Here is a 13,011-nt window from a genome sequence, read left to right on the forward strand (position 1 = left end):
CCCCAGCGGGAGCAAGCTCCCTCGCCACGGTGGCCTTGTTCGACTGGTCACTGCCCTAATCCTTTCAGAAACTCGCGGTACAACGCCGCAGTCTTTCCCGGCTTTTCCACCATCGGCATGTGCCCGACGCCGTCCCAGATCTCCACCCGCAAGTCGGTGATGCCCTTGCTCCACACCGGCACGCTGCTGACGTCGATCAAGCGGTCCTTGCGGCCCCAGAGCAACAGCGACGGGGCGCGGATGTCTGGCAGGCGCGGTTCCATGGGCGGGCTGGCGCGAAAGTCGACGAAGATCTCGGCCAGCTCCTCCCGCCGTTGCTCGTAGCGCTCGGCCAGGGCCGCCAGCACCACGCTCGGCACCCAAGGCGGCGAGGCCATGGTCATGGCATAGAAGGGGGCGAACTCATCCCGCGAGTTCACCAGGAACGGGTTATGCCCGGCGGCCAGATGGCGTTCCATGTCGCTGGGCTCGGGTGCGGTGACGCCTGCCGGGTCGACCAGGGCCAGGGTCAGTACCCGTTCCGGTGAGGTGGCGGCCAGCCACGCCGCCAGGTAACCGCCCATGGAGTTGCCAATCACATGGACCTTGTCCAGACCACAAGCATCGAGCAGCTCGATGACCCGCCGGGCCTGGGTCGGGATGTCGTAGCCGCCGCCAGCCTTGAAGCCGGTTTCGCCATGGCCGGCAAGATCGGGAATCACCACCCGATAATCACCCACGAAATACCGGGCAAAGCGCAACCACAGATTTTTGTCGGCGCTGTAGCCGTGCAGCATCAGGATGCTGCCCGAGGCTTCATAAGGTCCGCCTTGCCAGGTCGAGACCGTCATCTCGCTGATGGGCACGGTGACTTTATGCAACCGGTAGAGGCGTGCCTCCAGGGCCATGCTCAAGTCATACAGCACATGACCGATGCCCGGGTACGTCAACCAGCTCCAGGCAATGAACACGGCAAGGACTACCCACAACACCAGCATGTTCTGCCCTCCATGGGTCACGACAGGATGTGGCCCGCCAGCCGGAGCCGACGGGTCAGATAGTGATAAGTGAAGCTGAAACCTTAGAATATCGCGATCACATGGCCGCTCCTGCTTTGATACCAGCTGTGACAGCCGCCGGATTTCCGCATCGTGCGCTGCATTTCCCGGTGGATCGCTGCGGCGTAACGCTGCTCGGCCACAGGGCCTCCTCTATGGATGGTTTACCGTTGCTCTTGTCATGTATAGCCAAGAATCGGCGAAGACTCAGCTATTGCAAAGAATAAATACCGGCTCATCAGCGCTGGCAATTTTGCTGATCGACAGCTGCGGTCTAGAGCCTTGGGGCATAGTCAGGTAGGGTGCCTGGGCACTCTTTCGCTACGGAACAAGGATGAAATCATGACGATTACTGCTCTTCGCTCCCGTCTGGCCGTCAGCCTGGGCTTGAGCCTGGCCCTTGGCGCCTTTGCTCCCGTTGTCTTTGCGCAGCCTCACCAGCAGGTGCTGAGCGATGCCGAACAGTACAAAGGCGAGGCCCTGAAGCTGCTGGAACGGCTGGTAAATATCGACTCCGGCTCCGGCTACGTGCCGGGGCTGACTCAAGTGGGTGACATCGCCATCGATGAATTGAAGACGCTCGGCTTCAGCATCGAAAAAGTGCCCAACTCCGATGGCACGCAGCACGTCCTGGCGACGCTCAAGGGCTCCGGTAAGGCGAAAATCCTGTTGATGGCGCACATGGATACCGTGTTCAAGGAAGGCTCGGCGGCCGAGCGACCCTTTCACATCAAGGATGGCCGCGCCTATGGGCCGGGGGTGATGGATGACAAGGGCGGCATCGTCGCCGGGATCTATGCGCTGAAAGTGCTGAAGAACGTCGGCTTCAAGGACTATGGGCAGATCACCTTCTTGCTCGACGCCAGCGAAGAGACCGGTTCGGACGCGGCCACCGACCTGATCAAGAAAACCGCCAAGGCCCACGACGTGACCCTCAACCTCGAACCGGGTCGCCCAGCCGATGGCCTGGTGGTGTGGCGCAAGGGCAGCGCCACGGCGTTGGTCGAGGTCAAGGGCAAGGCCTCCCACGCCGGCGTCGCGCCGGAACTGGGGCGCAATGCAGCGATGGAGGCGGCGCACCAGATTCTCCAGCTCGGCAAGCTGGGCGACGCCGAGAAGAAAACCACCATCAACTTTACGGTGCTCAATGCCGGCGACCGGACCAACGTGATCCCTGACAAGGCCAGCGCCAAGGCCGACGTGCGGGCGGCGGTGCCGGAGGAGTTCGACCGCATCGAGAAAGACCTGGCCCGGGTTTCCCAGGACAAACTGATCGCCGACACCGAAGTCACCACCAGCCTCAAGCGCGGCCTGCCGCCGATGCCGCAGACCGCGGAGTCGGATCGCCTGATGGCGATGGCTCAAGGCATCTATGGCGAACTGGGGCGCAAACTCACCGAAGAAGGCAGCGGCGGCGCCGCGGACGCCAGCCTGTCTGCCGGCGTCGGCACGCCGACCCTGGATGGCTTTGGCATCGTTGGCGGCAATATCCATACGCCCGAGGAATATGCCGAGGTGGAGAGCGTGGTGCCGAGGATTTATCTGTTGTCGCGGATGATCATGGAGTTGGCGAAGCCACAATAGCTCCGTGAATGTAGCGCGGGCCCCTGTGGCGAGGGAGCTTGCTCCCGCTGGGACGGTCCGACGCTTCGGGCGAAGCAGCCCCAAAAGGCTGAACACAGGATTGCCTGACACGAAAAACTGTGGGAGCGAGCCTGCTCGCGATAGCGGTGGATCAGCTTGCAGGGGAGTTGAACATGCCGCCATCATCGCGAGCAGGCTCGCTCCCACAGGGATCTGTGCCGGACATCAAATCTGGAAACATCCCGGATAACTCAATCTTTCAGAAAGACCGCGCCAGCCGGTTTTGCGCCGTCGAGCGGGAGCAAGCTCCCTCGCCACGGGTTTTGTGCCGGGCGCGGTGATGGTGGCGCTATACCTTGAGCGTCGGTATCGCGCAGACCCAGGTTGACCGGGACGCTTTTGTGGCGAGGGAGCTTGCTCCCGCTGGGGCGGTCCGACGCCTCGGGCGAAGCAGCCCCAAATGGCTGGGCACCGGATTGCAGAACACCCGAGAGCCCCTGTGGGAGCGAGCCTGCTCGCGATGACGGCGTGTCAGTCAACTCTTGATTGACTGACAGCCTGCCTTCGCGAGCAAGCCCGCTCCCACAAGGGTTGGATGTGGTGTGGACTAACGCGGATCGACGTTATCCAACGCCCGATTCGCCAGCAAGCTACTGAGCTCGATCAACTGCTGGATACCCAACATCACATGTCGCCTGGAACCCTCCAGGTCAAATGTCAGGTCGTCGATCATGGCACTGGCCGAGTTCAGGGTTTCGTTGAGGTTGACCAGCAGGCATTCGGTGCCGATGCCGTCGACGACGGTAAATAGCTGGGCTGGGTCAGTTGCCGGTTCAGTGTGCTTGAGGTAGGCGTCGATCGTGCGCTTGGCGGCCTGGTCGAGTTCTGGTGTGTTTGGATCGGTGTTGGGTGGGTTGGGTGTTGGTTTGATCATGGGTGAATCTCCGATGCATTAAAAAGGGAGCCATCATCTTTCGCTACCAAACGAAGGGTGGCGGCCATACGAAGGTTGGTAGACCGGGCATCGGAGCCGGCGTCTCCGAAGAGACCCTGCGCATGGCCACCAGAACACGAAGTGCGTAATGCACTTGCGAGGGGTGACGCTATGCACCGAAAGCCCGGGCTACCAAACCCGATCACTGATTCATCAGTGACCAGAAAACGATAAAACCCAGGCCCAAGGCGCACAAGCCGGCGGATTCTGGCGTAGTTGTAGGCAATGGCGCAAGGTGAGGCGGTTTGGTCCTACGCCGGGGCAAGTCGGATGAACAAAAGGCCCTTGTGACGAGGGAGCTTGCTCCCGCTGGGACGGTCCGACGCCTCGGGCGAAGCAGCCCCAAAAAGGCTGGACACAGGACTGCAGAACACTCGCTCCCACAGGGATCTGTGCCGGATATCAGATCTGGAAACATCCCGATAACTCAATCTTTCAGAAAGACCGCGCCAGCCGGTTCTGCGCCGGCTGCGCCGTCGAGCGGGAGCAAGCTCCCTCGCCACGGGGGGCGGCGTTGATCAAGCCGACTCAGTACACCCAAACCTCCACCCGCCGATTTCTCACCCGGCCTTCATCCTCGCTGTTGGTGGCCACCGGCATCAGGGCGCCGAAGCCGCGTACTTCCCGTAGGGTCACGCCGTATTTGACCAGCTCACGCCGCACCGCCATGGCTCGTAGTTTCGACAGCAGGTCCGCCCGGGTGGGGTCGTCCTTGGCGTCGCCGAAGCCCACCAGCGTCACTCGGCGGTCGGTCTTGGCGTGTTGCTTGAGGTAGTCGAGCACCCGGCTCAGGTCTTGATGGGCTTTGTTGTCCAGGCTGGCGCTGCCTTCGGCGAAGCGGAAGTTCACGTTCAGGCGCTGGGCCCGGCGGCTCAGGGCCTGGTAGCCCTCGGGCATCAGCGGATTCGGCGTGACGGCCATGGCCTGGACGGTCTGGGCGATAAAGCCGTTGGCCGCGACGATGGACTGGCCTTTGTCGCTCTGGGTAAACGCCACCAGCGCTTCGGCCCATGGGTTGGTGTTCTGCGGAGGTAAATAGAAGAATAGCCGGCGGGACAGGGGATAGTCCTCGGTGGCGATCAGGTTGTTCAGCGGCAACATGGGTTGGGAATCGCCGTCGACAATCGCCAGGGCCTTGGCTTGGCGCACGTAGGGCAAGCCGATGAAACCGATGCCTTGCGGATCCTGGCTGACAGCGTCGGACAACTGTTCGCTGGATTCGAAGCGCCGGGCTGTAGGATCCAGCCGTTTGCCCTGTCGGTTGAGTACCAGTTCCTTGAAGGTGTCGTAGGTGCCGGACTGTTCGTCACGGGCATAAAGATGAATCGGCCCGCCGACGCCACCCACGGCTTCCCAGGTTTTCGCCTCGCCGCTGAAGATCCGCGCCAGTTGCAGGGTGTCGAGCTGACGCAACGGGTTTTGTGGATGAAGAATGATTGCCAGGCCATCGATGGCGATGACCTGTTCGGCGGTGGGACTTTTCAGGTCACCGAGGGACGACAGGTCCTTCAGCTCGCTGTCCTTGATCGGCCGGGAAGAAGCCGCGAGGTCGGCGCTCTCCTGTTTGAGCGCGGCGAACCCGGTGCTGGAGCCGTGGGCCGCGATGTCGATCATGACCCGCCGGCCATCGGCCGTTTGGCCTACGATCCGCTGCTCGTTGTCGCGACCGGTGATTTCGGCGCTTACCCGCAGCAGGCCTTGCTCTTCCATCAAGCCCCGGACCAGGGCCGGGCCCAGCGCCGCGCCGATGGTGTTGGAACCTTGCAGGCGCAGCGCCGGACCCTGTTCGGGCAGGGGCAGCGCGCCGGCCCAGGCGGCGAGGGGCAGCCAGAGGCCGATGAATAAACCAACGCACAGCCGCATGCCGGTACCTTTTGAAGCCAGGGAGGTGCCGGAAGATTAAGTCAGTCAGGTGACGGATAGATGACAGCGGTGCTACCGATGTTCAGCCGGAGCCCTTGTGGGAGCGAGCCTGCTCGCGATTGAGGCGGCACATTCAACATCAAGGTGCGCTTTATACCGCTATCGCGAGCAGGCTCGCTCCCACAGTGGCTCTGTGGTGGAAGCTATTGAGCGGCTGCCTTGCTCCCACAGGGTTTTGTATACCGCTCAGGCCAGTTCCACCCAGATCGGTGCATGGTCCGAGGGTTTTTCCATGCCGCGCAGTTCATAGTCGACGCCGGCATCCTTGACCCGTGGCAGCAGGCCATGGGAGGTGAGGATCAGGTCGATGCGCAGGCCGCGCTTGGGTTCGTCCTCGAAACCGCGACTGCGGTAGTCGAACCAGCTGAAGCGGTCGGTGACGTCCGGGTTGAGGTGGCGGAAGCTGTCCACCAGACCCCAGTTTTTCAGGCGGGCCATCCATTCGCGTTCTTCGGGCAGGAAGCTGCATTTGCCGGTTTTCAACCAGCGTTTCATGTTATCCGGGCCGATGCCGATGTCGCAGTCTTGCGGGGAAATGTTCACGTCGCCCATCACCACCAACGGCTGGTCGTTGCTGAAGCGGCTTTCCAGCAACTGCTGCAAATCGCTGTAGAAACGCTCCTTGGCCGGGAATTTGGTCGGGTGGTCGCGACTTTCCCCCTGAGGGAAATAGCCGTTCATGATGGTCACCGGCACGCCGTTGGCGTCGGCGAAGGTGCCCCAGATGAAGCGTCGCTGGGCGTCTTCGTCATCACTTTCGAAGCCTTTGTACACGCTCAATGGCGCCTGGCGCGAGAGCAGGGCGACGCCGTAGTGGCCTTTTTGCCCGTGGTAATGCACGTGGTAGCCCAGGGCCTGCACCTCGGCCAGGGGGAACTGTTCGTCGTGGACCTTGGTTTCCTGCAGGCCGATCACGTCCGGCTGGTGCTTTTCGATCAGCGCCGCCAGCTGATGGGGACGGGCGCGCAGCCCGTTGATGTTGAAGGAAACGATCTTCATGGTCGGCTGTCCTGGCAAAACTGCGATGCTAGCTGACATGTAGGATGTGAGCCAGCGTGGCAGTAGGACAAATGCGCTGCTAATGTCCTTTGCTTGTAGGAACGATCACAAATCCATCGGGTTCGTAGTCAATAAGAGCAGGGCCTCAACGAGCCTCGCCCAGGAGATCTCCCGCCATGCCTGAAAGCGCCACCGCCATCGCCGATATCCATATGCTCGACAGCGGTTATTCCCGCGAAGCCCGTTCGTTGCTGTACCAGGCGTATCGCCATGAGCCGACCTTCAGCTTCCTGTTCGAGTCCGAGCGCCCCGGTTACGAACAGCGGGTACGGGCCACGGTGCGGGAATTGGTCAAGCAGCATTTTCTCCAGGAGTTGCCGGCCATCGGGTTGCTGGTCAACGACCGCCTGATCGGCATCGCCCTGATCGCGCCACCCCAGCGCCGCCTGGGCATTACCGAAAGCTGGGCCTGGCGCCTGCGCATGGTGCTGAGCACCGGGTTTCGCTGCACCCGGCGCTACTTGGAATACCACGCGGCGGTGACGGCCTGCCTGCCCTCGGACTCGGTGCATGTACTGCCGTTGCTGGGGGTTCATCCGCAGTTCCAGGGGCAGCATTTCGGCGAACAGTTGCTGGCCGCCGTGCACAATTGGTGTGCTGTGGATGAACACTCCCAAGGCGTGGTGCTCGACACGGGCAACCCGCGTTACCTGGAGTTCTATAAGCGCCAGGGCTACGAGGAAATCGGCGAGATCGCGGTGGGGCCGATCCGCGAGCACGTGTTCTTTCATGCCAACCCGCAGGTTCTGCACAGCGCAACGGCCTAGTGGCCTGTGTGGCTGATTCGTGCACTCAATTAACAGTACAGGCCACTAGTCGGACGAACTTTTGGGAAAGGTCCGGCTCTATCAGGCACCTACGCTCGTGATAGCATCCGCGCCATGAAACTCCCAGGACGAATGACCAGTGGCGCGCTTTTGCTGTCCCTCAGCTGCGCGGCGCTGGCACAAAGTGAATTGGATGTACGCGTCAAACCGTCCAATGATGCCCTCAAGGCCAACGTAGAAGGTTACATCGGCGGCCTGGGCGATCGTGACGAAGAGGCCTTGCTGCGCTTCAGTCGCGGCGCCGAGGAGCAGGCGCGCAAAGCCGCCCAGGCGCTGGGCTACTACCAGCCGCAGATCGACAGTGAGGTCAAGGGCGGCAAGACCCCGCGCCTGATCCTGAGCATCGATCCCGGCGAGCCCGTGCATCTGCGCAACGTCACCTTGCGTATCGACGGCCCGGCGGCGTCTCTCAAGGCGTTTCGCCTGCCCTCCGACGCCGGCCTCAAGCCCGGCGCGGTGCTCAACCACGGGCGCTATGAAGATGCCAAGCGCCAGATCCAGAACCAGGCGTCGCGCTACGGTTTTTTCAGTGGGCGCTTTAGCAGTCAGAAATTGTTGGTGGATCCCAGGGCGGGCGTTGCCGACATCGAGTTGATCTACGACAGCGGCCCGCGCTATGCCCTGGGCCCGGTGAATTTTGAGGGTGACACGCCGTTCGATGAGGACCTGCTCCAGCGCATGGTGCCGTTCAAGGCCGGCACGGCCTACGACTCCGAGCTCATTGCCGAACTGAACCAGGCGCTGCAGTCGAGTGGCTATTTCGAGGGCGTGCGGGTGGACGCAGCGCCCACCGCCGCCACCGATAACGTGATCCCGGTGGCGGTCAAGCTCGACACCCGCAAGCCGCGCACCATGGGCCTGGGCCTGGGCTTTTCCACCGACGTCGGGCCGCGGGCCAAGGCCAACTGGACCCGGCACTGGGTCAACCCTCAGGGACACAGTTATGGTTGGGAAGCGGAAGTCTCGGCGCCCCGGCAGAACGTCGGGCTATGGTATGACGTGCCGCTGGACCCACCGCTGACCGACAAGCTGCGCTACGCCGGCGGCTATCAATACGAAGAACTGGCCGGCACCGACACCCTCAGTAAACTGCTGACCGTCGGCCCGGAATGGCACAGCAAGCTACCCAGTGGCTGGCAACGGGTGGTGTCGCTCAAGTGGCAGCGCGAGGAGTATCGCCTCGGCGACGATTCGGGCCTGAGCACGCTGCTGATGCCCGGCGTCAGCTACTCCTACCTGCGCAGCGACAACCGCATCGATCCACACAACGGTTATCGCCTGCAGTTCGACACCAAGGTCGCCAAGGAAGGGTTGGGGTCGGACAACAACCTGGTCTACGGCACCGCCATGGTCAAGGGCTTGACCACGGTGTTCGACAAGCATCGCTTTCTGGCTCGGGCCCAGGTCGGCGGCAGCGCCACCAACGGTTACAAGTCCATCCCGCCGTCCCTGCGCTTTTTCGCCGGTGGCGACCAGAGCGTGCGCGGGTATGACTACCAGAGCCTGTCGCCGGAGAACTCCGAAGGCGACCGGATCGGTGGCCGCTACATGGTCGCGGGCAGCCTGGAATATCAATATTCGGTCGCGGAGAAATGGCGAGTGGCGACCTTTGTCGACCAAGGCAATTCCTTTAACGACCTCGAACTGCCGAGCCTGAAGACCGGCGTCGGCGTCGGGGTGCGTTGGGTATCACCGGTAGGGCCGATCCGTCTCGACCTGGCCCACGCGCTGGATGAAGAGGGCGGCATTCGATTGCACTTTTCCATGGGGCCCGAGCTGTGAGTCGTGGTTTGAAGAGAACGCTGCTGGCACTCGTCGGGTTGCTGGTGGTGATCGTGCTCGCGTTGAGTCTGGTGCTCGGCACTGCATCTGGCAGCCGTTGGGCCCTGGGCCGGGTGCCGGGGCTGACCCTGGAGAATTTCCAGGGGCGGCTGGCTGGGCAATGGAGCGCCGATCATCTGCTATGGCAGCAGGACAGCGGCCGGGTGGAGGCCGAGGAGGTGATCTTCGCCTGGTCGCCGACTTGCCTGATGCGCATGACCTTGTGCATCGAGCAACTCAAGGCCGCCACCGTCAGCCTGCAATTTGCGCCGTCCAGCGATGCGCCGAGCGATGGCCCGCTCACCTTGCCGGACCTGGACCTGCCGGTCGCCATTGAGCTGGGCGACGTGCAAGTCGGCAGTCTGCTGTTCAACGGCAGCGAGCAGCTCAAGGGCCTGCAACTGGCGGCACACTGGACCGCAGAGGGTATGTTGATCGACGCGGTGCAGTTGCAGCGTGACGAGCTGAGCCTGAAGCTGTCCGGTCTGCTGAAGCCCGGCGGCGATTGGCCGCTGAAAGCCGAAGGCCGATTGACCTTGCCGGCGCCAGGCGCCACGCCATGGGCTCTGGCGCTGAAAGTCGACGGTGATCTGCTCAAGACCCTCAACCTCAGCGCTGACAGCAGCGGCTACCTGCAAGGGCACCTGATCGGCGAACTGCAACCGTTGGCCGAGCACCTGCCGGCCAAGGTGCGCATCACCGCCGATGGCTTCCGGGCCAGCGCCGATCTGCCGGACACGCTGTTGCTCAACCAACTGGAGTTGACCGGTGAAGGCGATCTGAAAAACGGCTATCAGCTACTCGGCAACGCAAAGTTGCCCGCCGAGAAAGGCCCGGTGGCGTTGCGACTGCAAGGCAGGGTCGACGCCAATGGCGCACAGATCGCCGCGCTGGACCTGGAGGCCGGCGACCAGCAAAGCCTGAAACTCACCGGCCAACTGGACTGGCGCGAAGGCCTGAGCGCCGACGCGAAAGTCGCCTGGCTGGATTTTCCCTGGCATCGCCTCTACCCGTTGATCGACGAACCGCAAGTGACACTGCGCCGCTTCAACGGCGAAGTCTCGTACACCGATGGCAAGTACCTGGGCAATTTCCAGGCGTCGCTGGACGGACCCGCCGGGGCTTTCGAGCTGGGCAGCCCGTTCAGCGGCGATCTTGCGCAAATCCACCTGCCGCAACTCGAGCTTTCAGCGGGGCAGGGCAAGGCCGAAGGGCACCTGGACGTGCAGTTTTCCGACGGCATCGGCTGGGACACGGCGCTGGAACTGTCAGCTATCAACCCGGCGTACTGGCTCGGTGAACTCCCTGGCACCCTGGCCGGACCGTTGCGCAGTAAAGGATCGATGAACAACGGCAACCTTGCGCTCGACGCCGACCTGGACCTCAAGGGCAAGCTGCGCGGCCAGCCGGCGCTGTTCCAGGCCAAGGCCAGCGGCGCGGGCGAGCAGTGGAACCTCAGCGCGCTGGACATCCGCCTGGGGGACAACCGCATCAACGGCAGCGCCAGCTTGCAACAGAAGCTCAGCGGCCAGCTCGACATCAAGCTGTCGCGTCTGGCCCAGCTCTGGCCGCAATTGCGTGGTCAGGTCGTGGGTCGGGTCGACATGGCCGGGACACTCAAGGCGCCGCAAGGCAAGCTCGGTTTGCAAGGCACGCAACTGGCATTCCGGGATAACCGTCTGCAAAGCCTGAACCTCGGCGCAACCCTCGACAGCGCGCAACGGGGCAAGGTCGATCTCAAGGCCGGCGGCATCAACGTCGGCGAAACGTCCCTGGGCGTACTGACCGTCAGCGGCCAGGGCGACATCAAGCAACAGCAACTCAACCTGGATCTGCAAGGGCCGCAGCTCGACACGACCCTGGCGTTCGCTGGCGCCCTCGACCAAGGCAACTGGCGCGGGCGTCTGCAAGGGGGCGATATCCAGGCCGGCGGCCAGGCCTGGCGCCTGCAAGCCCCGGCGAAACTGGAACGCCTGGCGGACGGCACCCTCAATTTCGGTGCCCATTGCTGGCGTTCCGGCCAGGCCAGCCTGTGCGGCGAAGACCAGCGCTTGATGCCGGAGCCGAAGCTGCGTTATCACCTCAAGCAGTTCCCTATCGAAAGCCTCGCCCAGTGGATGCCCAAGGATTTTGCCTGGCGCGGCCAGCTTAACGCCGACCTGCAACTGGACCTGCCGGCCAGCGGCCCGAACGGTCGCGTGCAGGTGGACGCCAGCGGCGGCACGCTGCGCATCCGCGACAAGGACCGCGCCGACGGGCAATGGCTGGACTTCCCCTACCAGACCCTGAAACTGGACAGCCGTCTGACCCCCAAGCGCATCGACACCGAGCTGAATTTCGTCGGCGCCCGGCTTGGCGAGCTGATGCTCCAGGCGCAGATCAACCCGTTGCCCGCCAGCAAACCCCTCAGCGGCTCGTTCCGCCTGACCGGCCTGGACCTGTCCGTGGCCCGACCGTTCGTGCCGATGGTGGAAACCGTCACTGGGCATCTGAACGGCAGCGGTACTTTGTCCGGCGGTTTGCTCGCGCCCCAGGTCAACGGCAACCTGACACTCAGCGATGGCGAAGTGTCCGGCCCGGAACTGCCGGTCAGCCTCGAAGCCTTGCAACTGCGGGCGATGATTGCCGGCGAATCGGTGCGCGTGGACGGCAACTGGAGAAGTGGCAAGAGCGGGCAGGGTAGCCTGAATGGTGACATCGGTTGGGGCGAAGCCTTGAGCCTGAACCTGGCGCTCAAGGGCGCGCAGTTGCCGGTCAATGTCGAGCCTTATGCACAACTGGAAATGGCGCCGGACCTCGATATCACATTGCACGGCGAGCGGCTGTCGATTGCCGGCAAGGTCCTGGTGCCCAAGGGCGAAATCACCATCCGCGAGCTGCCGCCGTCCACGGTCAAGGTTTCGGACGACACGGTGATCGTTGGTCACCAGACCGAAGAGGGCAAGGCCCCGATCGCCATGGCGATGGACATTGACGTGATCGTCGGCCAGGAAAAACTCGCGTTCTCCGGGTTCGGGCTGACCGCCAACGTGCAGGGCCAGGTGCACATCGGCGACAACCTGGACACCCGTGGCGAACTCTGGCTCAACGACGGTCGCTACCGGGCCTACGGGCAACGGTTGACGGTTCGCCGGGCGCGGTTGCTGTTCGCGGGGCCGATTGACCAGCCTTATCTGGATATCGAGGCGATCCGCCAGACCGACGATGTGATCGCCGGCATTCGCCTGAGCGGCAGCGCCGAACAGCCCACTACCCAGATTTTCTCGGAACCGGCCATGAGCCAGGAACAGGCACTGTCCTACCTGGTGTTGGGCCGGCCCTTGAGCACCACCGGCGAGGACAACAACATGCTCGCCCAGGCAGCGTTGGGCCTGGGCTTGATGGGCAGTTCAGGCGTGACCACCAGCCTTGCCAATAACCTGGGCATCGAGGACTTCCAGCTCGACACTCAGGGCAGCGGTAACGACACCAGCGTGGTCGCCAGCGGCAATCTCTCGGAAAAGCTCAGCCTGCGCTACGGCGTCGGCGTGTTCGAGCCGGCCAACACCATCGCCCTGCGCTACAAACTGAGCAAGAAGGTCTACCTCGAAGCCGCCAGCGGCGTCGCCAGTTCGCTGGATATCTTCTATAAGCGCGATTTTTGATCTCGCCTCAATTCTCTTGCAGTGCCAATCCCCTGTGGGAGCGAGCCTGCTCGCGATAGCGGTACATCAGTCAATATTGGAGTCGACTGATCCACCGCTATCGCGAGCAGGCTCGCTCCCAC

The 13,011-nt window shown here is 62.9% G+C and carries 8 protein-coding genes and 1 pseudogene; 4 read left to right on the forward strand and 5 right to left on the reverse strand.

Translation table 11 applies throughout. The annotated features are described in order from the left end of the window. Positions 1-47 precede the first annotated feature (47 nt). Together ACLEJQ_RS05185 and ACLEJQ_RS05190 are read right to left on the reverse strand one after the other, a co-directional pair. Positions 48-977 (reverse strand): alpha/beta fold hydrolase, encoded by a 930-nt coding sequence (locus tag ACLEJQ_RS05185; protein WP_440792805.1) that lies wholly within the window; start codon positions 975-977, stop codon positions 48-50. A 17-nt stretch (positions 978-994) separates the two neighbouring features. Continuing rightward, positions 995-1,159, reverse strand: a pseudogene (locus ACLEJQ_RS05190) (flavin-containing monooxygenase); the annotation flags it as partial. Between the two features lie 220 nt (positions 1,160-1,379). Here ACLEJQ_RS05190 and ACLEJQ_RS05195 point away from each other — a divergent pair. Next, positions 1,380-2,621 (forward strand): M20/M25/M40 family metallo-hydrolase, encoded by a 1,242-nt coding sequence (locus tag ACLEJQ_RS05195; protein ID WP_440792807.1) that lies wholly within the window; start codon positions 1,380-1,382, stop codon positions 2,619-2,621. 607 nt (positions 2,622-3,228) lie between these two features. Here ACLEJQ_RS05195 and ACLEJQ_RS05200 read toward each other — a convergent pair. The 3 genes from ACLEJQ_RS05200 to xthA form a co-directional block, all read right to left on the reverse strand. Next, entirely contained in the window at positions 3,229-3,555 is a 327-nt protein-coding gene (locus ACLEJQ_RS05200) for a DUF6124 family protein (RefSeq protein ID WP_440792809.1), read from the reverse strand. 588 nt (positions 3,556-4,143) lie between these two features. Further along, positions 4,144-5,478, reverse strand: coding sequence for a substrate-binding domain-containing protein (locus tag ACLEJQ_RS05205; RefSeq protein ID WP_440792811.1), 1,335 nt, complete (start codon positions 5,476-5,478; stop codon positions 4,144-4,146). Positions 5,479-5,724: 246 nt separating this feature from the next. Next, positions 5,725-6,537: an exodeoxyribonuclease III gene (gene xthA, locus ACLEJQ_RS05210; protein ID WP_440792813.1), complete on the reverse strand. Its 813-nt coding sequence runs from the start codon at positions 6,535-6,537 to the stop codon at positions 5,725-5,727. 176 nt (positions 6,538-6,713) lie between these two features. Here xthA and ACLEJQ_RS05215 point away from each other — a divergent pair, with 176 nt between their 5' ends. From ACLEJQ_RS05215 to ACLEJQ_RS05225, 3 genes are all read left to right on the forward strand, one after another. Next, a complete protein-coding gene (locus tag ACLEJQ_RS05215; protein ID WP_440792815.1) occupies positions 6,714-7,364 on the forward strand; it encodes a GNAT family N-acetyltransferase in 651 nt (216 codons plus the stop codon). 114 nt (positions 7,365-7,478) lie between these two features. Beyond that, positions 7,479-9,206, forward strand: coding sequence for an autotransporter assembly complex protein TamA (locus ACLEJQ_RS05220; protein ID WP_440792817.1), 1,728 nt, complete (start codon positions 7,479-7,481; stop codon positions 9,204-9,206). Next, entirely contained in the window at positions 9,203-12,889 is a 3,687-nt protein-coding gene (locus tag ACLEJQ_RS05225; protein ID WP_440792819.1) for a translocation/assembly module TamB domain-containing protein, read from the forward strand. Before ACLEJQ_RS05220 ends, ACLEJQ_RS05225 begins: the two co-directional genes overlap by 4 nt. Positions 12,890-13,011: the final 122 nt, after the last annotated feature.

This window comes from Pseudomonas sp. SMV71 (assembly GCF_052042015.1).
In the GTDB taxonomy this organism is placed as follows: domain Bacteria; phylum Pseudomonadota; class Gammaproteobacteria; order Pseudomonadales; family Pseudomonadaceae; genus Aquipseudomonas.

What these genes read in the sequence shown, in the direction of transcription:
- ACLEJQ_RS05195 (WP_440792807.1), top strand. Translation starts at nt 1,380, where the DNA reads ATGACGATTACTGCTCTTCGCTCCCGTCTGGCCGTCAGCCTGGGCTTG.
- ACLEJQ_RS05200 (WP_440792809.1), bottom strand. Translation starts at nt 3,555, where the DNA reads ATGATCAAACCAACACCCAACCCACCCAACACCGATCCAAACACACCA.
- ACLEJQ_RS05185 (WP_440792805.1), bottom strand. Translation starts at nt 977, where the DNA reads ATGCTGGTGTTGTGGGTAGTCCTTGCCGTGTTCATTGCCTGGAGCTGG.
- ACLEJQ_RS05215 (WP_440792815.1), top strand. Translation starts at nt 6,714, where the DNA reads ATGCCTGAAAGCGCCACCGCCATCGCCGATATCCATATGCTCGACAGC.
- xthA (WP_440792813.1), bottom strand. Translation starts at nt 6,537, where the DNA reads ATGAAGATCGTTTCCTTCAACATCAACGGGCTGCGCGCCCGTCCCCAT.
- ACLEJQ_RS05220 (WP_440792817.1), top strand. Translation starts at nt 7,479, where the DNA reads ATGAAACTCCCAGGACGAATGACCAGTGGCGCGCTTTTGCTGTCCCTC.
- ACLEJQ_RS05205 (WP_440792811.1), bottom strand. Translation starts at nt 5,478, where the DNA reads ATGCGGCTGTGCGTTGGTTTATTCATCGGCCTCTGGCTGCCCCTCGCC.